Origin of the sequence: Luteibacter sp., from assembly GCF_009912395.1 — a bacterium.
Classification (GTDB): Bacteria; Pseudomonadota; Gammaproteobacteria; order Xanthomonadales; family Rhodanobacteraceae; genus Luteibacter.
The window spans coordinates 22,032-42,570 of record NZ_WNDO01000016.1; the positions used below are offsets into that span (position 1 = coordinate 22,032).

At 66.9% G+C, this 20,539-nt stretch carries 24 protein-coding genes; 4 read left to right on the forward strand and 20 right to left on the reverse strand.

Annotation, left to right across the window (positions count from 1 at the left end; translation table 11 throughout):
- Position 1 precedes the first annotated feature (1 nt).
- The 3 genes from GAK28_RS14765 (at position 2) to GAK28_RS14775 (ending at position 3,256) form a co-directional block, all read left to right on the forward strand.
- Complete coding sequence (locus GAK28_RS14765; RefSeq protein WP_291780598.1) at positions 2–829, forward strand: hypothetical protein; 828 nt, start codon at positions 2–4, stop codon at positions 827–829.
- Positions 826–1,419 (forward strand): YigZ family protein, encoded by a 594-nt coding sequence (locus tag GAK28_RS14770; protein WP_291780601.1) that lies wholly within the window; start codon positions 826–828, stop codon positions 1,417–1,419. Before GAK28_RS14765 ends, GAK28_RS14770 begins: the two co-directional genes overlap by 4 nt.
- A 73-nt stretch (positions 1,420–1,492) precedes the next feature.
- On the forward strand, positions 1,493–3,256 hold the full coding sequence (locus GAK28_RS14775; RefSeq protein ID WP_291780604.1) for an ABC transporter transmembrane domain-containing protein: 1,764 nt from the start codon (positions 1,493–1,495) through the stop codon (positions 3,254–3,256).
- Positions 3,257–3,337: 81 nt separating this feature from the next.
- Here the strand turns inward: GAK28_RS14775 and GAK28_RS14780 are convergent, their stop codons facing one another.
- The 14 genes from GAK28_RS14780 to GAK28_RS14845 form a co-directional block, all read right to left on the reverse strand.
- A complete protein-coding gene (locus tag GAK28_RS14780; protein ID WP_291780608.1) occupies positions 3,338–3,844 on the reverse strand; it encodes a molybdopterin-dependent oxidoreductase in 507 nt (168 codons plus the stop codon).
- Between the two features lie 19 nt (positions 3,845–3,863).
- Complete coding sequence (locus GAK28_RS14785; protein ID WP_291780611.1) at positions 3,864–4,583, reverse strand: copper homeostasis protein CutC; 720 nt, start codon at positions 4,581–4,583, stop codon at positions 3,864–3,866.
- Between the two features lies 1 nt (position 4,584).
- Positions 4,585–5,631 carry a N(4)-(beta-N-acetylglucosaminyl)-L-asparaginase gene (locus GAK28_RS14790; protein ID WP_291780933.1) on the reverse strand — a complete coding sequence of 349 codons (1,047 nt, stop codon included), beginning with the start codon at positions 5,629–5,631 and terminating at the stop codon, positions 4,585–4,587.
- Complete coding sequence (locus GAK28_RS14795; protein WP_291780941.1) at positions 5,567–5,863, reverse strand: hypothetical protein; 297 nt, start codon at positions 5,861–5,863, stop codon at positions 5,567–5,569. The genes GAK28_RS14790 and GAK28_RS14795 overlap by 65 nt, the downstream gene beginning before the upstream one ends.
- Positions 5,860–6,225 carry a hypothetical protein gene (locus GAK28_RS14800; RefSeq protein WP_291780614.1) on the reverse strand — a complete coding sequence of 122 codons (366 nt, stop codon included), beginning with the start codon at positions 6,223–6,225 and terminating at the stop codon, positions 5,860–5,862. The genes GAK28_RS14795 and GAK28_RS14800 overlap by 4 nt, the downstream gene beginning before the upstream one ends.
- On the reverse strand, positions 6,222–6,602 hold the full coding sequence (locus GAK28_RS14805; protein WP_291780617.1) for a hypothetical protein: 381 nt from the start codon (positions 6,600–6,602) through the stop codon (positions 6,222–6,224). The genes GAK28_RS14800 and GAK28_RS14805 overlap by 4 nt, the downstream gene beginning before the upstream one ends.
- A gap of 153 nt (positions 6,603–6,755) precedes the next feature.
- Positions 6,756–6,962 carry a cold-shock protein gene (locus GAK28_RS14810; RefSeq protein WP_036117760.1) on the reverse strand — a complete coding sequence of 69 codons (207 nt, stop codon included), beginning with the start codon at positions 6,960–6,962 and terminating at the stop codon, positions 6,756–6,758.
- Between the two features lie 135 nt (positions 6,963–7,097).
- Positions 7,098–7,844, reverse strand: coding sequence for an S-methyl-5'-thioinosine phosphorylase (locus GAK28_RS14815; RefSeq protein ID WP_291780632.1), 747 nt, complete (start codon positions 7,842–7,844; stop codon positions 7,098–7,100).
- A 4-nt stretch (positions 7,845–7,848) separates the two neighbouring features.
- The gene (locus GAK28_RS14820; protein ID WP_291780635.1) at positions 7,849–8,397 is read right to left on the reverse strand and encodes a hypoxanthine-guanine phosphoribosyltransferase; all 549 of its coding nucleotides are present in this window, start codon (positions 8,395–8,397) and stop codon (positions 7,849–7,851) included.
- Positions 8,398–8,402: 5 nt separating this feature from the next.
- A complete protein-coding gene (gene nagZ / locus GAK28_RS14825) occupies positions 8,403–9,404 on the reverse strand; it encodes a beta-N-acetylhexosaminidase (protein WP_291780638.1) in 1,002 nt (333 codons plus the stop codon).
- Positions 9,398–9,919 (reverse strand): CYTH domain-containing protein, encoded by a 522-nt coding sequence (locus GAK28_RS14830; protein WP_291780641.1) that lies wholly within the window; start codon positions 9,917–9,919, stop codon positions 9,398–9,400. The genes nagZ and GAK28_RS14830 overlap by 7 nt, the downstream gene beginning before the upstream one ends.
- Before the next feature lie 8 nt (positions 9,920–9,927).
- Positions 9,928–11,229: a 23S rRNA (uracil(1939)-C(5))-methyltransferase RlmD gene (gene rlmD / locus GAK28_RS14835; RefSeq protein WP_291780644.1), complete on the reverse strand. Its 1,302-nt coding sequence runs from the start codon at positions 11,227–11,229 to the stop codon at positions 9,928–9,930.
- 91 nt (positions 11,230–11,320) lie between these two features.
- Positions 11,321–11,917 carry a YdbL family protein gene (locus tag GAK28_RS14840; protein WP_291780647.1) on the reverse strand — a complete coding sequence of 199 codons (597 nt, stop codon included), beginning with the start codon at positions 11,915–11,917 and terminating at the stop codon, positions 11,321–11,323.
- Positions 11,918–12,014: 97 nt separating this feature from the next.
- Entirely contained in the window at positions 12,015–14,042 is a 2,028-nt protein-coding gene (locus tag GAK28_RS14845) for a hypothetical protein (RefSeq protein WP_291780650.1), read from the reverse strand.
- A 45-nt stretch (positions 14,043–14,087) separates the two neighbouring features.
- On the opposite strand from GAK28_RS14845, the gene GAK28_RS14850 reads away from it, so the two are divergent.
- Positions 14,088–14,837 (forward strand): response regulator, encoded by a 750-nt coding sequence (locus GAK28_RS14850; protein ID WP_291780653.1) that lies wholly within the window; start codon positions 14,088–14,090, stop codon positions 14,835–14,837.
- A 3-nt stretch (positions 14,838–14,840) separates the two neighbouring features.
- On the opposite strand, the gene recO is transcribed toward GAK28_RS14850, so the two are convergent.
- The 6 genes from recO to lepA all read right to left on the reverse strand — a co-directional run bounded on the left by recO (position 14,841) and on the right by lepA (position 20,444).
- Positions 14,841–15,533, reverse strand: a complete 693-nt coding sequence (gene recO, locus GAK28_RS14855) for a DNA repair protein RecO (RefSeq protein WP_291780655.1) — start codon at positions 15,531–15,533, stop codon at positions 14,841–14,843.
- A 16-nt stretch (positions 15,534–15,549) separates the two neighbouring features.
- The gene (era, locus tag GAK28_RS14860) at positions 15,550–16,476 is read right to left on the reverse strand and encodes a GTPase Era (protein WP_291780657.1); all 927 of its coding nucleotides are present in this window, start codon (positions 16,474–16,476) and stop codon (positions 15,550–15,552) included.
- Complete coding sequence (gene rnc / locus GAK28_RS14865; protein WP_291780659.1) at positions 16,473–17,129, reverse strand: ribonuclease III; 657 nt, start codon at positions 17,127–17,129, stop codon at positions 16,473–16,475. The genes era and rnc overlap by 4 nt, the downstream gene beginning before the upstream one ends.
- Before the next feature lie 9 nt (positions 17,130–17,138).
- Positions 17,139–17,513, reverse strand: a complete 375-nt coding sequence (locus GAK28_RS14870; RefSeq protein ID WP_291780662.1) for a DUF4845 domain-containing protein — start codon at positions 17,511–17,513, stop codon at positions 17,139–17,141.
- A 139-nt stretch (positions 17,514–17,652) separates the two neighbouring features.
- Positions 17,653–18,555: a signal peptidase I gene (lepB, locus tag GAK28_RS14875; protein ID WP_291780665.1), complete on the reverse strand. Its 903-nt coding sequence runs from the start codon at positions 18,553–18,555 to the stop codon at positions 17,653–17,655.
- Positions 18,556–18,653: 98 nt separating this feature from the next.
- A complete protein-coding gene (gene lepA / locus GAK28_RS14880; RefSeq protein WP_291780668.1) occupies positions 18,654–20,444 on the reverse strand; it encodes a translation elongation factor 4 in 1,791 nt (596 codons plus the stop codon).
- Positions 20,445–20,539 lie beyond the last annotated feature (95 nt).

Genomic DNA, 20,539 nt, shown 5'->3' on the forward strand with positions numbered 1-20,539 from the left:
CATGAATCCGAACACGCCACCGCCCAGCGACGACGACCTGCCGGACGAGCAAGCGCTCGCCGCGCTGTACGCGCGCCTGCCGCGAGCCGAGCCCGATCCCGCGCTCGACGCCGCTGTGCTCGCCGCGGCCGCGCGGGCGACGGTGCCCCGGCGCCGGCCACGCTGGCCCGTCGCCCTTGGCTCGGCGGCCGTGCTGGTACTCGCGGTCGGCATGGCCTGGCAATTGCGCCAGAGCGCGCCGGCCCCCATCGCCTACACGCCGGCGGTCCCGGCATCGCCGTCCGAGGACGTCGCCGCCCCGCCCCCTCCGGCGCCGCCGCCGATCGAGATGCCGGCCGCGCAGGAAACGGTCCAGAAGGCCTCCCCGGCCGCGGCGCGGCGCGTGGCGCCGACCGTTCACGCCCAGGTGCGCAAGGTCGTGCGCGCGGCTCCGCCGCCGCTCGAGCAGCCCGCACCGATGATCATGGCCGCGCCCGCCGAACCGGCGCCGGTCGCGGCACCGCCCGCGCCGCCGGCGCCCCCCTCGCCGCCCGCCTCGCTCACGCCACCGGTGCCCGGCGAAGTGCGCACCTATGTCGCCGCGCCGTCGCTCAAGCTCGACAGCGCCCCCGCCGCACGGGAGAACGCCGCCTATGCGCCCTCCGGGGCCGTGGCCACGCCCGCCCCGATGACGTCCGCGCCGACCCTCGATCCGGACACCCGGGTCGCGGAGATCCGTCGCCTGCTGGGCGAAGGCCGACGCGACGAGGCGCTGCGTGAACTGAAGACCCTGCGCCGCGAGCATCCGCGCTACGAGTTGCCGCAAGACCTGCGCGACCTCGAGCGGTGAGCCTGGTACAGACGCTCGCCTCGCCCTGGCGCCACGAGGAAGACATCAAGAAGAGTCGTTTCCTCGCCCAGGCCGCTCCCGTCGCCGGCGCCGACGAGGCACTGGCATGGATCGCCAGCGTGGGCGACGCCTCGGCCACTCACAATTGCTGGGCCTACCGCATCGGCGACGCCTACCGGTTCAACGACGACGGCGAGCCGGGCGGCACAGCGGGCCGCCCCATCCTCCAGGCCATCGAGGGCCAGGGCTGCGACCGGGTGGCCGTGGTCGTCACGCGCTGGTACGGCGGCATCAAGCTTGGTGCGGGTAGCCTCGCCCGCGCCTACGGTGGTAGCGCGGCGGAATGCCTGCGCCTGGCGCCACGCGTGGACATCGTCGAGACCGGGCGACTGCACATGCATTGCGAGTTTGCCGAGCTGGCGCTGGTGTCCGCGCGAATCCGTGAACTGGGCGGCGAGATCGAGCGGGAAGTCTTCGTGGCAGACGGTGCGGAACTGACCGTGCTGGCGCCAAAGGACCTCCTCGACGCCATCGCGGCCCGTGTGACCGACGTCACGCGTGGCAGGATCGTACCCCGGCCCGTGGACTGAACCGCCCGACACGGATTGAATAGCGAACCGGATGGCCCCATCCGTCCACGAACCCCCGAGGACCGCGCAGCGCATGACCGAAGAACGCAGGGAGAAATCACGCAAGATCGGCGCGCTACGCCATTTGTGGCCGTTCCTGAAACCCCACAGGAGCCTGGCGTTCGGCTGGCTGTTCTTCCTGGCGCTGTCGTCCGGCGCGTCGCTGATCCTGCCAGTGGCCGTGCGCCACATCATCGACCACGGCTTCCTCGCCGCCAACATCGCCACGATCAACGGCACCTTCCTCGCCCTGTTCGGCGTGGCCGTGGTGCTCGCCATCGCCACTGCGGCGCGCTATTACTGCATCGCCCTGCTGGGCGAGCGCTCGCTCGCCTCGCTGCGCACCGCCCTTTACCGGCACGTGATGGGGCTGGACGTCGGCTTCTACGAAAGCACGCGCGTGGGTGAGCTCACCTCGCGCCTGGGCACCGATACCGAGGTGGTGCAGACCCTGGTCGGTTCGGGCATCTCGGTGGCCCTGCGCAGCGCCGTGATGCTGATCGGCGCCGCCGTCGCCATGGCCTGGACCAGCCCGCGCCTCGCCGGCCTCACCGCGCTGGTGATCCCGGCGGTGATGCTGCCCATCCTGATCTTCGGTCGGCGGGTGCAGAAGCTGTCGCGGCACAGCCAGGACCGCATCGCCGACGCCGCCGCTGTCGCCAATGAAACGCTCAACGCCGTGCAGGCGGTGAAGGCCTACGGCCGCGAACCGATCGAGAGCCGCCGCTACGCGGATGCCATCGCCCGCGCGTTGGCGACCGCGCGCCTGCGTATCGGCATGCGTTCGCTGCTCACCGCCGCCGTCATCGTACTGATCTTCGGTGCGATCACCCTGGTGCTGTGGGCGGGCGCGCGCGACGTGATCTCGGGCGATCTTGCACCCGGCGTGCTCAGCCAGTTCGTGCTCTATGCAATCTTCGCCGCCGGTTCGGTGGCGGGTCTTTCCGAGGTGTGGGGCGATGTCCTGCGCGCCGCCGGCGCGATGGAGCGCATCGGCGAGCTGTTCGCCGAGCATCCGGTCATCAAGACGCCCGACGCACCGGAGCCGTTGCCCCGCCCTGTCACCGGCTCGCTGCGCTTCGACGATATCTCGTTCCGCTATCCCACCCGACCCGATGTACTGGCCCTCTCCGGCTTCGACCTGGACATCGCACCGGGCGAGACGGTGGCCCTGGTCGGGCCGTCTGGCGCCGGCAAGAGCACGGTGTTCAGCCTGCTGCTGCGCTTCCACGATCCGGCCACGGGTTCGATCCGCTTCGACGGCGTGGACCTGCGCGCCATGGCGTTGCCCGAACTGCGTGGCGCCATCGCGCTCGTGCCGCAGGAAACCGTGATCTTCGGTGGCACCGCCGCCGACAATATCCGCTTCGGACGCGAGAACGCGGACGACGGCGAAGTGCGCGAGGCCGCGCGGCTGGCAGAGGCGGATGGCTTCATCTCCGCCCTGCCCGATGGTTACGACGCCGCACTGGGCGAACGTGGCGTGCGACTTTCCGGCGGCCAGAAGCAGCGCATCGCCATTGCGCGCGCCATCCTTCGCGATGCCCCGTTGCTGTTGCTCGACGAGGCGACCTCCGCCTTGGACGCCCAGTCCGAGGCCGCGATCCAGCAGGCCTTGGAACGCCTGGAAAAGGGCCGCACGACGCTGGTGATCGCCCACCGCCTCGCCACCGTACAGCGCGCCGATCGCATCGTGGTGATGGACGGCGGCCGCATCGTCGCGCAGGGCACGCACGAGGAGCTGCTGCGCCAGGGTGGTCTTTATGCGGAACTGGCACGACTGCAGTTCGTCGCCTGACCTCTTTCTGTAGGAGCGCGCTTGCGCGCGATGGGGGTTCCCTCGAGCACCCATCGCGCGCAAGCGCGCTCCTACAGAGGATTACTGGCGCGGTGTTGAGCCGTCGACCAGTTCGATCGTGGTGACGTTGCGAATCCAGCGTGCCGCGCGCACATCCACGGGAACCACGATGCGATAAGGGCCGTCGCTGCCATCGATGGGATGCCCGTCGCGCCGATTGGCAAGCAGGACTTTCTCCGCACCGAGGTCGGGATCCAGTTCGCCGAGGCTGAAGACCACCTGGTAGCCGTCGCTGGCCGTCACGCGCACGAACTTCGCCAGCGCACCACCGCGCAGGGCCTTGTCCATGGGAGCCCCCTGCTCACGCAGCAGGTCGATGAGGGCGATACCCTCCCAGGTGCTGACCGGATCGCCATGCGTGGCGCCCTTCGCGCTCGCGTGCGGGAGCTTCGCCAGCGCAGCGGCGTCGAGCGTCACCGCCGGTCGGCCTGGCGCGATATAGCGCACGCTTTCCGCCGCGTAGGCCGACGACATCCATGCAGCCGCCATGACGAACGCGGAGCCCAGTACGAATCGGTGCATCGACATCACGAAGTCGTTCCCCTTATCAAGCGAGCGCTTTGACGAGCGCCCGTACGGTATCCAAGTCGGTACGTGTTTCACCGCCACCCATGCCGAGCGTATCGGCGGGCACGCGACGCATCGCCGACGGCAGGCGTCGTTTCGCCGATGCGTGGAATTCGCGGGCACGCGTCGTTTCGCGCAACGCGGCGATGTTGTCCGGGCCGATGCCCGCACCGGGCATGACCACGATGCGATGCGCGGCCTGCGCGACGAGGCGCGACAGCACCGCTGCGCCGCTTACGGCACTCGGCATGCCGCCGGAGCTCAGCACGCGTTCGAAACCAAGATCGATCACGGTTTCCAACGCCTCCATCCTGTCCGGCACGAGATCGAAGGCACGGTGGAAGGTCACGCCCATCGGGCCCGCCTCCTCCACGAAGCGCTCGCATACGTCGACATCGATCTCCCCCTCGGCGGTGAGCGCGCCGACGACCACGCCGGCGCATCCCAGTTCACGGCAATGGGCGATATCGTCGAGCATGGCCTCGACTTCGTCGTTCTCGTAGAGGAAATCGCCCGAACGCGGCCGGATCAATACGTAAAGCGGAATGCGCAAGCCTTCGCGCGCCAGCCGGATCGTGCCATGCGATGGCGTGACACCCCCTTCGTCGAGGCTTGCGCACAGCTCGATGCGGTGAGCGCCCCCTTCCTGCGCCGCGAAAGCGGAGGCCACCGAATTGGCGGCGACTTCAAGCAAGCCCATGTCAGTACGTGCTCTTGCCCGGGATCAAGGTGTCCTGCTTCGCTGCATCGCAGACGGCATAGGAGAAGCCCTTCTGGATCGCCCACGCACCGACATTGCCCTTCTTGTCCATCGCGAGGAAACCGACCTGGATGTCCTTGGCGCCCGGCTTGCGACGAAGGATGCGTTCAACGGCCTCGCGGCAGGCGTCTTCGGGCGAACGTCCCTGGCGCATCAGTTCCACGACGAGGAAGCTGCCGACGTTGCGGATGACTTCCTCACCCACGCCCGTGGACGTGGCCGCACCGACTTCGTTGTCGACATACAGGCCGGCGCCGATGATCGGGCTGTCGCCGACGCGACCGTGCAGCTTCCACGCCATGCCACTGGTGGTGCAGGCGCCGGAAAGATTGCCGTGCGCGTCAATGGCGAGCATGCCGATGGTGTCGTGGTTGCTCGCATCGCCCGGCGTGCCACCGGGACCGGCGTTGTAGGTTTTCACTTCGCTGTTGGCGACCGGCTTGTATTTCGCCGTCTTCAGCCATTCGTGCCAGGCCTTGTCGGACTCCGGCGTCAGCAATTCTTCGCGGGGAAAGCCCTGTTCCAGCGCGAATTGCAAGGCACCGTCACCGACGAGCAGCACGTGCGGCGTGCGCTCCATGACGCGACGGGCGACGGAAATGGGATGGGCGATGTGTTCGATGGCGGCGACGGCGCCGCAATTGCCCTGCTCGTCCATGATGCTGGCGTCGAGCGTGACCTTGCCATCGCGGTCGGGATACCCCGCGCGGCCCACGCTGTGGTTGCGCAAGTCGGCTTCCGGTACGCGCACGCCCTGCTCCACCGCGTCGAGCGCGCGACCGCCATCGGCGAACACTTTCCACGCCGCCTGGTTCGCCGCGATGCCGAAGTCCCAGGTGGAGCACACGCGCGGTCGCGTACCGCCGCCGCTGCCGCTGCCGCTGCCGCTGCTCTTCGGCTTCGCGTCAATCCGGGCCAGCGCGTCAGCGCCGAGAGCCAGACCCGACGCCAGCGTCGCGCCCTGGAGGAATCGCCTGCGATCCATGATGTGCCTCGTTCGACGACGCGCCTGCCGCGCCGTCGTCGATGGTCGCATGCGCGCATTGCGGCTGACCACCGTCGACGTCACACCGCATGAACTCGCGGCGCGTCGCTTCGCGGAAGGCACGGACGGCGGCTAGGCGTGACGCGGCATCGCGCGCCACGAACGCGCCCACGAGCGCGAGGATCGCGAGCGCGCAGAGCACGAAGATCAGGATGCCGCCCCGGCAGCGCGTCATCGTCGCACCACCGCGCGTTCGTAGAGGCGTCCGTCATGCAGGACGAGACGAATCGTCAGCGTCTCCGGTGAGCCGCCATCCGTGAGGACGTCCAGCGACGCGACGCCGTTCGTGTAGGGTTGGCAGTGCTCGCGGCAGTACGCTAGGCCATCGTCCACCCGCCAACGCTTGTGACAGGTCGTCGTGTCGCGGCATTCCTTGTCGGCAGCTATCGCTGCCAGCGCCAGCCACGCTTCGTCATCGGATCTGCGGGCCGCGAGTCCCCTTCGATGCGTGGCCCCCATCGCCGAAAGCCCCGTCATGACGATGATCGCCACGAGCGATGCCACGGCCAATCCCACGAGCAACTCGACCAGCGTCATGCCCCGAGACGCAGCCGCCATGCCAGTTCCTCCTGTCCGGCCCAGGCGATACGAATGACGCAGACACGCGGTTCCGGGCAGTCGACCCGGCCTTGGCCACGCGGCCCCAGGTGTCGCCCAATACCGTCATGGAAGGCCTGCAGATCGGCCATGGCCAGGGCGGCGTTTTCGCACTGAACCTGGCATTCAGGAAAATTTGCCGCTTTTGCGTAAAGCCCCTCTCGCAGCCCCTCAGGGTTACGGCGCATGCGCTCGGCAAGACTCACCGCGAGCGTCGTCGCAGCGAAGGACCGCGAGGCGCGCGCATGCACGCCGAGGGAATGGGCAAGCCAGGTGGCGTGGCATCCCGTGCCCACGGCGAAGACCGCCAGGGCCACGAGGCATTCGATGAGCGAGGAGCCGGAACGATGGCGCATCGACCCAGCATGCACGTGTCCTATCCCACGCCACTATCGGCTTCGCCCGCTCACCGGACATAAAAAAACCCCGCGCAAAGCGCGGGGTTTTCATGACATCGATGCGGGCCTGGATCAGGCCGCGATTTCGACGCCCGACGCCTGGGCACCCTTCGGGCCCGTCGTCACTTCGAACTTCACGCGCTGGCCTTCCTGCAGGCTACGGAAGCCCTTGGAATTGATCGCAGAAAAGTGGACGAACACGTCCTCCCCACCGTCCTCGGGCGCGATGAAACCGAAACCCTTGGCGTCGTTGAACCACTTGACCGTACCGAAACGCATTGCGGAAACCTCTGGACATGGACTGGAAGCACCCGGACGGCGAGGCTACCCCATGGATCCCCTTGGCCTGCCCCCGCGGCGCAGACGAAGTATCAACATGTTTTAGACAAAAGCGCAACTACGACTCTTTCCGAGTCAGGCCGGGGAAAGCAGCCTGCCCAGGATGGGAGCGACGTTGGCCGTGGCTGCCTTGAGGTGCGCGAAGATCTCCTCGATGCTGATTTCCGCTTCGTCTCCCGCACCGGCCGCGAAGTTGGCGACCAACGCCAGGCAGGCGAATTCGAGATCCAGTTCGCGGGCCAGGACAGCTTCCGGCATGCCGGTCATACCCACCAGGTCGCATCCGTCGCGCTTCATACGCGCGATCTCGGCACGGGTCTCCAGGCGCGGTCCCTGGGTGACGCCATGGACGCCGCCGTCGATGATCGCCAGCCCTTCGGCCCGAGCCGCGGCGAGGATCGCCTGGCGCAGGCTTTCGGTGTACGGCTCGCTGAAGTCGATGTGACGCACTTCGGCGCCCTCGACATCGTTGAAGCTCGTGTAGCGACCGTGGGTGTAGTCGATGACCTGGTCGGGCACGACCAGGGTGCGCGGCCCCATGTCGTCGCGGATGCCGCCCACGGCGTTCACCGCAACGACGCGACGCGCGCCGAGCGAATGCAGCGCCCAGAGGTTAGCCCGGTAGTTCACGCGGTGCGGCGGCACAGTGTGGCTCTCGCCGTGACGGGCGAGGAAGGCCAGGCGCTTGCCGTGGAAATCACCCGTGACGATGTCGCCGGAAGCCGGGCCGAACGGCGTGTCGACGCTGTGCCGCTCGGTGTTTTCCAGGCCTTCGAAGGCGTACAGGCCGCTGCCGCCGATGACGGCGAGATCGAGGGTCATCGGATCAGTCCTTGAGCGCGTGGATGGCAGGCAGGTTGCGGGCCTGCTCGTGGTAATCCATGCCGTAGCCGAAGACGTAGCGGTCCGGCAGGTCGACGCCGTTGAAGTCGGCCTCGATGCCTTCGGCGCGACGGTCGTGGATTTTGGTGCAGAGCACGGCGAGAAGCACGCGCTTCGCTCCCATCTCCAGGCAAGCGTCCCGCACGGACTTGAGCGTGTGACCCTCGTCGAGGATGTCGTCCACCAGCAGGACGGTGCGACCGTTGAGCGGCACCTCGGGACGACGCAGCCAGTGCAGGTCGGCGCCACGCGTCTCACCGCGGTAACGGGTCGCGTGCACGTAGTCGAATTCCAGGTCGGTGCGGATCGACAGCGCGAGCTGGCTGGCGAAGATCAACGCACCGTGCATCACGGTGAGGAACACGGGACGCTCGCCGGCGAGCGCCGTGTCGATCTCCTTGCCCATGCGGACGATCTCGGTATCCAGCTGTTCGCGGGAGAACAGGACGTCGGAATGCGCGAGCGCGTGCTCGAGTGAAGCGGATGCGGACATGGTGCTTAGGACTCCAGGACGGTCACGCGAGCGATGAATCGATCGCGTTGGGGATTGGCGGCGAGACCCGCCCAGGTTGAACCGATCGCGCCACGCAGGGGAGCGATCCGATCGATGGGCGACAGTTTGCGGTGCTTGACCGCGGCGATGGCCTCGGAAACCACATCGGGAAAACAGGCGAGCACGAGATCGCAGCCCGCGTCGAGGTTGGCGTTGACTCGCGCGGCGACGCCACCGACGCTGCCGGCGGCCGCCATGCTGATGTCGTCGCCGAACACGCAGCCGCGGAAACCGAGTTCGCCGCGCAGGATGTCTTCGATCCAGACGTGCGAGTAACCGGCGGGCTGGTCGTCCACGGCGGTGTACTTCACGTGCGCGGCCATGACGGCCTCGGCCCGGGCTTCGACGCCGGCGACGAAGGGCAGCAGGTCGGTACGGAAGATCTCGTCCTTGCTGCGCGGATCCACGGCGACGGATTCATGGGTGTCTTCGGCCACGGAACCGTGACCGGGAAAATGCTTCAGCACCGCGGCCATGCCGCCGAGATGCATGCCGCGCACATAGGCCTGCACCAGCTCCGCCGTGACGACCGGATCGGCGTGGAACGCCCGATCGCCGATGGCCTTGCTGCCCCGGTCGATGTCGGTCACGGGCGCGAAGCTGAAATCGACACCGATGGCGCGCATTTCGCTGGCCATGATCCAGGCGTGTTCTTCCGCGCGGTCGACGGCCTCGACAGGCGAGGTGTCATAAAGCTTGCCCAGCGCGCGCAGCGGCGGCAGCCGGGTGAAGCCCTCGCGAAAGCGTTGCACGCGGCCGCCCTCCTGGTCGACGCAGACGAGGAAGTCCTCGCCCGCGACCTCACGGACGGAGTCGATCAGCGCGGCGACCTGCTCGCGCGATTCGAAGTTGCGTGCGAACAGGATGACACCGGACACACCATGCGCCGTGAGATGGGCATGTTCATGCGCTTCGAGCCGGGTACCGGCCAGGCCGATGATCAGCACGTGGTGTCCTCCTTACCTTCCCGCTCGGCGGCCGTCCATGACGCAAAAGGCCGCTCGATGAGATTGACGTTGTAGTACCGCACCTGCTCGCTGACTTCCTTGCCCAGCCAGCCGGGACGGGGATAGGCGGCATCGGCCGCCGGCAATTCGATTTCCGCGACGATCAGCCCTTCGTTGTCGCCATGGAACTCGTCGATCTCGAAGTGTGCGCCTTCGAACATGACATGGTGACGATCCTTTTCCAGCACGCCGTCGCACAGCCCCAGAAGGTTCACGGCGTCATCCATCGGCACCGGGTACTCGTATTCCTGGCGCTCGATGCCCAGCGTGGCGGATTTGATGTTCAGCCATGCCTTGTCGCCCGAACGGCGCACGCGCACCGACGAGCGCGCGAGCCCTGCCCCGATGGCCGCGCCGGACACGAGGTAGCCTTGCGCGATGCGTTCGCTGCGCTCGATGTACGCGCGCCAGCCATCGCCGGCCAGGAGAAACTTGCGTTCGATCTCGATGCCCATGCCTTTCCTCAGCGACGCTCGAACAGCGCGATGGATTCCACGTGCGCCGTGTGCGGGAACATGTCCATCACGCCCGCGCTGACCAGTCGGAAGCCATGCTTCTCGACGAGGATGCCGGCATCGCGCGCCAGCGAACCCGGGTGGCAGGACACATAGACGATGCGATCGGTGCCCTTGCGCGGCAGGTATTCCAGCACTTTGTCGGCGCCGGCGCGCGGCGGGTCGAGCAACAGGCGGTCCCAGGCCTGCGTGGCCCAGGGCTCCTTGCGCTGGTCTTCGAACAGGTTGGCGACGCGGAACGAGGCATTGGCGATGCCGTTGCGCGCCGCGTTGGCGGCCGCGCGCTCGACCAGGCCATGCTCGCCCTCCACGCCGACCACTTCGGCCGCATGGCGGGCGATGGGCAGCGTGAAGTTGCCCAGGCCGCAGAACAAGTCGAGCACGCGGTGCTCGGGACGCAGGTCGAGCAGTTCCAGCGTGCGCGCCAGCATGCGCTGGTTCATGCCCGCGTTGACCTGGACGAAATCGAGCGGAAGGAACTCCAGCTCGACGTTGTCGGCGGGGATCGCGAACGCCAGGCGCGGCGATTCCGGCCACAACGGGTAGACGCTGCTGTGGTTGCCCGGCTGCAGGTAGATGGCGAAGCCATGCTCCTTCGCGAAGGCGGTGAGCGTCGCCTTGTCGTTGTCGGACATCGGCGAAAGATGGCGGAACACCAGGGCCACCGTGTCGTCGCCGGCGGCGAACTCCACCTGGGGAATATCGCGGGCGACGTCGAGCGACTGGATCACCGATGCCAACAGACCCACCTTCGGCCCGATCGCCGGGTGGATCACCTCGCATTGTTCGATGTCCGCGACGAACGCGGGATTGGATTCCTCGCGGAAACCGACCAGCACCCGCCCCTTCTTGGTGACGAAGCGCACCGAGAAACGGCCCTTGCGGCGATACGCCCAGGGTTCGTCGGTTAACGGCGGCAGCCAGGATTCCGGGGTGACCTTGCCGATACGCTCGAAGTTTTCCGCGAGCACGTTCTGCTTGGCGGCAATTTGCGCGGCCGGTGCCAGGTGCTGCAAGGAACAGCCGCTGCACTGGCCGAAGTGCTTGCACTTCGGCTCCACGCGATCGGGGGAGGCCTCGATCACGGAGACGACTTCGGCGTCGTCGTAGTTGCGGTGGCGCTTGCGGTACTTCAGCAGCACCCGCTCACCCGGCAGGGCGCCGGAGACGAAGGTGGCCTTGTTGTCGATGCGGGCGACACCCCGGCCGTCGTGGCTGAGGTCGGTGATGGTGGCTTCGAATTCGGTCATGCGCTCTGAAACTGAAAGCCCGGAACGAGTCCGGGCTGGCTGGGAGGACGCGCCACGCGAGCGTGCGGTGGCGGGCGTTCCTGGCGGATGCCTACTTGCGCTTCCAGGCGCCAGAGGCGTCACGATAATACCAGCCCGAAGGCGCGCGCTGGATCCAGCCGTCGGCGAAGGTCTTGCGGATCTGCCCTTCCCACTCCGGGTGACCGTTGGCCTTGGCGATGGCGGCGTAGAGCGCGTTGCGGTCGCCGTTTTCCTGGTCGACGAGCGAGCGCTGGTCGAGCGGGATGGCGCCCGGATCGCGCGCAGCCACGAGGCCGTCGGCCGTGAAGCCCACCGCGCCGCTGTCGAACAGGCTCTTGAGGGCGCCACCGAAGCGGTTCTTCATGCGCTCGCGGATCGCGTCGGTTTCCGGCGTACGCACCTGGATATCGGGCGATTCGGCGGCGTAGGCGGCCGGGATCAGCAGATCCAGGATGGCCGCCGAGGGCTGCTTGCCCGGGGCCGGCTGGGTCGGGGTGGTCGAGGAACCATTGGCCGGGCGGGCCACGCCACTATCGTCGAGCACGTTGCCGATGAATTGGTCGGCGGCCTTCTGCGCGGCGGCTTCCGGGAAGTAGACGTTGATGGTGACGCAGCCCACGAGGGTGATGGCGACGGCGACGATCAGGGTGGTCAGTAGCTTGCGCATGGTTGTTGCTGTCCTTTCGATGTTTTTGCCTGGCCTGGGGTGCGGCTTCCGGGCTTCGTTGGCTTATCGCGCGCGAGCGCGCTCCTACACACCTTCGCTAGCGGACGACGGGAGCGCCGCCTTCGGTGGCCGCCTGCAAGCGACGCACCAGCGTGGGCCAGTCCACGTCCCGCTGGTGGCCCAGCACCGTCAAGCGCGGCAGGCCGCTGCCCTCGACGATAGTGTAGCCATCCTTCGCGGGGCCCAATCCGCCCATGCTGCACACATCGCCCTTGAGGGTGCAGGACATGCCGATGCGACGGTACCCGAAGGTCTTGAAGATCTTCAGCACGGTGCCCTGGAGGCCACCGGCGATGCCACCACCGCCGACCGAGGTGAGGTTGTTGACCGCCTTCTGGCTGATCCGGCCGCCTTCGTCGGCAAGGAAATTCGCCTTGAACGCTACCGGTTTCCAGGCTACGAGGCGCAGGTCGTCGATGGCGCCGTTCATCCGGCCGGTGATGTTGCCGAAGTCGAACACGGAGGTGAGCAGCCCCAGGTCGAGCTTGCGCAGCGCGATGTCGCCCGTGAGCACCGGCACGTCGCTGAAAGGCTTGGACACGGTCATGCCAGTAATGTCGACGAAGCCGTCGAACACGCTGATCGACAGACCACCGCCCAGTTCCACCCGGTCGTCGACATAACGAAGGCTGGGAATGGCGCCGCCGACCTTGCCCTTGAACTCGGGCCAGCCCAGGGCACGGCAAAAGGCGGCCATGTCCACCTGGGTCAGCGCCAGCGAGGTCTGCAGGCGCTCGCCGCTGGCCGCGCCGGGCTTCCAGCCGAGGCCGAGCACCCGCAACTGGCCGTCAAGAACCGGAATCGAAAGCGGTTTTTCGAGCGCCAGCGTGCCGCCCTGGCTACGCCAGCTGCCTTCCGCCGCGCCGTTGGGAATCTTGAGGACCTGAAGCGATCGCCAGCCCAATCGGGTCGTGGGACGATCTTCGGTGGCACTCCAGTCCAGGCCACCGCGCAACCCGACGATGCCCAGGCGACCGTCGGCGAAGGAGAGGTCCAGGCCGCCGGTCTGCAGGGCGAAGGCCGAAGGGATCCCGCGCGCCATGGACAGGTTGCCGGAGAGATCACCGGTAGCGCTCAGGCCGTCGATGCCGGCGTTGCGCAGGAGACCCTTGCCGTAGCGATCGTAGGCGGCAGGGAAGCGAGCGTTGAAGTGGTCGAGTTCGAGCGTGGCCAGGTCGCCCTTCGCATCGAAAGCCAGTCCGCCCTCCAGTTGCAAGGCGTCGGGATCGATCACTCGGAGGCGATGAATGGCCAGCTCGCCCTTTTGCGAGCGGGTCGAGAGCGACAGCTGGACCGGGTGCGACGGCAGCGCCGCGTACAGCGGCCCAAGCAGCAGCTCACCGCCCTTCAAGGAGCTGTCCAGCTCGATCGAGGTGCCGTCCTGCTGGTTGTCCACGCCGACGCGGCCGCCACCGGAGAGCTTGCTGCCGGCCAGCTTGCCACCCGGCCCCTCGAAACCGACACCATCCAGCGCGAACTGCCCCGCCGCCTGTACGCCTTCACCGAGCAGGTCGAGGGCCAGGTCGGCATCGACCTTGCCCGTGGTCAGCTTGCCCGCCCACACCGTGGACACCAGCCCCTGCAGCCACCCGCTGGGCAGCCCCTTGAGCGTGATCTGCGCGTGCGTAGGCTGGTCCATGGGCAGCGCCAGCTGGGCACTGGCCTTGTCCTGGCGGATATCGACCTCAAGGGTGTTGGCCGACTCATCGGCCACGATCCTCAGCGTGGCGTCGCTGAGCGCGGCACCTGGCGCACCCTTCAGGCGAACCCGGCCGTCGAAGACCCAGCGCCCGAGTTCATCGCGGTCGAGGTCGCCCTCGATCCCTACCCCCAGCTTCTTCCAGCCCATCGCCGGCACATCGGCACGGCTGGCTGACAGGCTTACCGCCACGCCCTTGCCGTCATCGCCCGGATCGAGGTCGGCCTTCAGGCCGCCCATGCTCAGCCCCGGTAGATCGATGCTGTCGGCGCCCACCGACAGGCCCGCGCAAGCGAGGCCCGGCCAGGCGATGGCGCACCAGGCAAGGAGGATGAGACGACGCGGGCGGGTTGATACGGGGAGCATGCTCGTCCATTCTGCCAAATCCTGATGAACGACATGGAACGTTGAATGTTGCAGAAGCTCCCGGACCCTCCTCCCGAGCCATCCAGACCCGCCTCCCGCCGGGTGCTGGTGGCCGACGACGACGCTTCCACACGAGAATTTCTCTCCGCGGCGCTCAAGGGACTCGGTTACGCGCCCACCCTCGCCACCGACGGCCCCGATGCACTGGCCATCGCAATCAGCGAGCGCCTGGACATCCTGCTACTCGACTGCCGCATGCCCGGATCGGGCGCTGTCGAGGTGCTGACCGCCCTGAGGAAAAACGCCCACGCCGCGTCGCGCGATGCCCACGCCTTCGCCACCAGCGCGGAAATGTCTCCCACCCAGCGGCAGGCGTTGCTCGCCGCGGGCTTCGTCGGCGTCATCGAAAAACCCTGCCGTGTGGCCACCCTGGGCCAGGCGCTTTCTTCCGCCGTCACCCAGGGGGCGACAAGCGACCTGAAGCGACTGGACGACGACGAGGCCATGCAGGCCACGGGCGACATCCGCACCATGCAGGCGCTGCGGGCGCTGTTTCGACAGGAGCTGGCCCAACTCGATAGCGAGATGGACACGCTCGCCCCCGAGGCCTTGGTGGAGCGTTTGCATTGCCTGCGCTCCGGCTGCGGCTTTTGCGGCACCCCTCGCCTCGGCACCCAGGTGCGTGCCCTGCAGGTCCATGTCGATACGCATCGCCAGGTCCGAGGCGACACCTTCGTCGCCTTCCGCAAGGAACTTCGCGCCACCCTGGCCGCACTGGAAGCGGCCCTGGCGTGATGATCAGCGCAGCACGCGCCACGCCTTGAGTTCGCCACCTCCCAGGTGGAACGAAATAACTTGCCTCATCATCCGTCGCAGGGCAGCCAGGCCCGCCGTATCGGGCGCCTCGTCGGCCGCGAGCGCGAGCAGGTCGGCACCACGCAACCCATGTGGATCACCGGCGCGGCCTGGCGTCGCGCCGGCCTCCGGGTCGTAGTAATAACTACGTGACGGGTCGAGCGGCTCGCCACTGCCTGCGTCGATGTCGAGCTGAAGCGCATAGCCCAGCGAATCGAGCATGTCCCGCTCGAAGCGCCGCAGGGTCCAGGCGAGAGGCTCGGCATCGGCGATACGGCGGAGAGTGCGCTCGTACTGGCCGAACAGCGTCGGATTCGGATCCTGGCGGCCCGTAAGGCGCACCACCAGTTCGTTGAGGTAGAGCCCTGCCATGCCGGCGTCGCCGGTCAGGCGCATGACCGGCCCGACCGGCTCCGCGTCACGCAGGGTGGCCAACTCGCCTTTCAGCATCAAATCGAGCTCGAGCCGCTGGAACGGTTCGAGCTGGGCACGTTGGAGGCGCGCCCGCTCGCGCCGGACGCCACGTGCGACGACGCCGAGCCGCCCGTGGTAGCAGCTCAGGCATTCGACCAGCAGCGAGGTCTCGCGATAAGGCCGCGCGTGCAGGACGAAGGCAGGCTCTCGCTCGACGCGCATGCGGCCCGACTCCGACTCACTCGTAGCCGAAGCGCTTCAACAGGTTCTCGTCGTCGGCCCAGCCTTCGCGGACCTTGACCCAGAGCTTCAGGAAGACCTTGCGCTCGAAGAGGTGTTCCATGGCCTTGCGCGCCGACGACCCGATGGCCTTCAGCTGCGCGCCACCGGCACCGATGACGATCGCCTTCTGGCCATCGCGCTCCACCCAGATCACCGCATGCACCTCGGCCACGCCATCCGGGCGATCGGCGAAGCCTTCGATCTCCACGGTGGTGGCGTAGGGAAGCTCCTGGTCGAGGCGCAGCATGAGCTGCTCGCGGACCAGTTCGGCGGCAAGGAAGCGCTCGCTGCGATCGGTGATCTCGTCTTCGCCGTACACCGCCGGCTGCTGCGGCAGGCGCTTCAGGATGCCCTTCTCCAGGCCATCAAGACCCTTGGACTTGAGCGCGCTGACGTAATAGACGTCGTCGAAGGCGTGCGTTTCCATCAGGCCGGCGACGAAGGGAAGCATGGCCGCCTTGTCCTTCTGCAGGTCGACCTTGTTGATCGCCAGCAGCTTCGGCAGGTCCTTCTGCTCGGATATCGCCGCGTACATGGCGGCGTCTTCGTCGGTCCAGCGACCGGCCTCGATCACCTGCACGGCCAAGTCGACCTCGGTGATGGCGGCACGTGCCGTACGGTTGATGCTGCGGTTCATGGCGCGCTTGCCACCACGGTGCATACCCGGGGTATCGACGTAGAGGATCTGGCCCTCCGGCTTCGTCGAGATGCCCAGGATGCGATGGCGCGTGGTCTGCGGGCGATGGCTGACGATGCTCAGCCGTACGCCGATGAGCGCGTTGAGGAGCGTGGATTTGCCCACGTTGGGACGCCCCGCCAGGGCCACGTAGCCGCAGCGGAAATCGGTGGGGGCTTCGCCCTCGGAGTGTTCGATGTCGTTCATGATTTCGGGATTTCCTGGATTCGACGGAGCACGGACTCGGCGGCCTCCTGCTCGGCGGCACGGCGGCTTCCCGCCCTGCCCTCCACCCGGATCGCGGCGGGTTCGTCGATGGAACAGCTGACGTCGAAGGTCTTGGCGTGATCTTCGCCGTAGCTGTCGATGAGTTCGTAGACGGGCAAGGGCAGGCCCTTGCCTTGCAACCATTCCTGCAAGCGCGTCTTGGCGTCCTTGCTGGAACGTTTCAGTTCGGCGATACGCGGCGTGAAGAGCCGACGCACCACCTGGCGACAGGCGTCGTAGCCGTCGTCGAGATAGACCGCTGCGATCAGCGCCTCGAAGGCGTCGGCAAGGATCGACTCACGACGAAAGCCGCCGCTTTTCAGCTCGCCGGGCCCCAGCTTGAGTCGGTCGCCTAGTTCAAGCTCGCGCGCGATGACGGCGAGCGCCTGCCCGTTCACCAGTTGCGAACGCAGGCGCGAAAGCTCGCCTTCGCTCGCAAAGGGATGGGCGTCGTACAGCAATTCGGCGACCGTTACGCCCAACAGCGCGTCGCCGAGAAACTCCAACCGCTCGTTGTTCGGCTTGCCCACGCTGCGATGAGTCAGCGCGAGGTCCGCGAGGGCAGGATTACGAAAGTGATGCGGAAACTCCACGATGACCTGTTACGCCTGGCTGTTCCTCATGGGCACCGCGTTCTCGAAGTGCAGGAGGAAATCGATGTTGTAGATGAAGTGCACACGCTTGTCGTAGGACAGCTTGAGCACCGTGGCACCGTTCTGGCGGTCGAGAGTGATGTCCTTCGGCTGGATCGTGGAATCGTCCACGTACTGGAAGTTCATCTTGAATGCGAGGTTCCGCCGGATCTCGTTGAGATCACCGGAGCCGCCATCCGCCGCCAGCTGGCTCATGGCCTTCTTGGCGCCGAAGAACTCGATGTAGCACGGCACCAGCTTCATGCCCATGTAGGCGAAAAAGCCCAGGACAACCAGCAACAGCAGGAAGCCGATGAGGGAAATACCCGATTGCCTGTTCTTCATATGTCGTGTCCAGCTGCCCGCGAAGGGCCCCCTGTCAATGCCGAGAATGCGTGCGGGGCGCCAGGCGCCCCGCAGCGGAGATTACCGCGTCCTGAGGCGATCGCAACGCCGGAAGGCGTGACGGGCGCCGCCGTTCACGTCAGTGGATGACCCGTCCCATCCGGCTGAAATCGAGCAGACCGTTGTCGAAACCGCGCCATGCCAGCCAGACGAAGAAGGCCTTGCCGACCAGGTTCTGCTCCGGCATGCAGCCCCACCAGCGGCTGTCCGTGCTGTTCATGCGGTTGTCGCCCATCACGATGTAGCAGCCCTTGGGCACTTCCGAGGGCACGGCCGCGTTGGGGATGTCCATCGGCGTCGTATAGGCCGGGGTCAACGCGATCGTGTGGTTCACGCTGCCCAGGTGCTCCGTGTAGAGCTTGGAGCCGTAGGTCATCAGCAGGCGGTCCTCGGGCTCGTTCATGTTGCCCTTGTACGACCCGATCTCGTCGACGCCGATACGCTCGCCGTTGATGTAAAGCTCGCTTCCACGGGTCTCGATACGGTCGCCCGGCAGGCCGATCACGCGCTTGATCCAGTTTTCGCTGGGCACGGGCGCATGCGGGTTCTGGCAGGAGATGTCGCCGCTACGGATGCTGTTGCCCTGCTCGTCCTTGCAGACGTAGCCCGGGAAACGGAAGACCACCACGTCGCCACGGCGGGGCTCGCCGTTTTCGAGCAGCTTGTTGTTGAAGGCCGGCATGCGCAGGCCGTAGGTGAACTTGTTCACCAGGATGAAATCGCCGACGTCCAGGGTGGGCATCATGGAGCCCGACGGGATGCGGAACGGTTCGGCCACGAACGAGCGCAGCAGCAGTACCACGAGGATGACCGGGAACAGGGAGCGGGCCCAGTCGACCGGCCAGGGCTCCGGCTGGTCTTCGCCACGGGCCTCGGCACGGGCGCGGCGGCCCTTCACCAGGAAAAGGCGATCGAACAGCCAGATCAGTCCGAAAAGAACCGTCAGCCCGAGCAGGATCGCCGAGAAATCGAGTGCCGCCATGCCATCTCCGTCAGTCGTATCGAGGGGCCTTGCGGCCCATTCCGGCGCATCCGGCACCGGGGTTCCATAGGTAAAACGTCACCCCAACAGGGCGGCGTTCATTTATCCACCTTGAGCACGGCCAGGAAGGCCTCCTGCGGAATCTCCACGCTACCGACCTGCTTCATGCGCTTCTTGCCTTCTTTCTGCTTTTCCAGAAGCTTCTTCTTACGCGAGACGTCGCCGCCGTAGCACTTGGCCAGGACGTTCTTGCGCAGGGCCTTCACGGTGGAGCGGGCGATCACCGCGGCGCCGATAGCGGCCTGGATCGCCACATCGAACTGCTGGCGGGGAATCAGGTCCTTCATGCGCTCGACCAGCTCGCGACCGCGGCGATCCGCGTGCGAGCGGTGCACGATGAGGCTCAGCGCGTCGACGCGATCGCCGTTGATCAGGATATCCACGCGCACGAACGGACCGGCGTCGAAACGCTCCAGCTGGTAGTCCATGGAGGCGTAGCCGCGCGACACCGACTTCAGGCGATCGAAGAAGTCGAGCACCACTTCAGCCAGCGGCAACTCGTAGGTGACCTGGACCTGGGTGGCGAGGTACTGGATGGAGCGCTGGACGCCGCGCTTCTCCTCGCACAGCTTGATCACGTTGCCCACGAATTCCGCCGGCGTCAGCACATTGGCGACGATGATCGGCTCGCGGATCTCGGCGATGGTCTGCGGCGGCGGGAGCTTGGCCGGGTTGTCCAGTTCCATCACGCTGCCGTCGGTCTTGGCGACTTCGTAGACGACCGTGGGCGCGGTGGTGATGAGATCGAGGTCGTACTCGCGCTCGAGGCGCTCCTGCACGATCTCCATGTGCAGCATGCCCAGGAAGCCGCAGCGGAAGCCGAAGCCCATGGCTTCGGAGCTTTCCGGCTCGAAGAACATGGCTGCGTCGTTGAGGCGGAGTTTGTCCAGGGCCTCGCGCAACGCGGGGTAGTCGTCGGCCGAGACAGGGAACAGGCCGGCGAACACGCGCGGCTGCATGGTCTGGAAGCCCGGCAGCGGCTCCTCGGCCGGCTTGCCGGCCAGGGTGAGCGTATCGCCCACGGGCGCGCCGTGGACGTCCTTGATGGACGCGTTGATCCAGCCCACCTCGCCCGCCGAAAGCTTTTCGAGCTTCTTGCGCTTGGGCGTGAACACGCCGACGTCGTCGACCAGGTGGGTGCGACCGGTCGACATGACCAGGATCTTGTCGCCCGGCTTGATCTCGCCCTGCATGACTCGCACCAGCGAGACGACGCCCAGGTAGTTGTCGAACCAGGAGTCGATGATCAGCGCCTGGAGCTTGTCCGTGTCGCGCGGCTTCGGCGCCGGGATGCGATGGATGATCGCTTCAAGCACCTCGATCACGTTCTGACCGGTCTTGGCGCTGACGGGGATGGCGTCGGAAGCATCCAGGCCGATCACGGCCTCGATTTCGGCCTTGGCCTTGTCGATGTCGGCGGTGGGCAGGTCGATCTTGTTGAGGACCGGGATGACTTCCAGGCCCTGCTCGATCGCCGTGTAGCAGTTGGCCACCGACTGGGCCTCGACACCTTGCGCGGCGTCGACCACCAGCAGCGCGCCCTCGCAGGCGGACAGCGAGCGACTCACCTCGTAGGAGAAGTCGACATGCCCGGGGGTATCGATGAAATTGAGCTGGTAGGTCTTGCCGTCACGCGCCTTGTACGGCAGCGAGACCGACTGGGCCTTGATCGTGATGCCACGCTCGCGCTCGATCGGGTTGTTGTCGAGGACCTGCGCTTCCATTTCGCGCTCGGAGAGGCCTCCGCACAGCTGGATGATGCGGTCGGCCAGGGTCGACTTACCGTGGTCGATGTGGGCAATGATGGAGAAGTTGCGGATGAGTTCCATGGAGCGCCGTGGTCACGTTCACCATCGCTCGCGGCGCGAACGACGCGCACCAGCCCTCATGACCAGTGCGAATCCAGCATTATCGCATGGAAGGC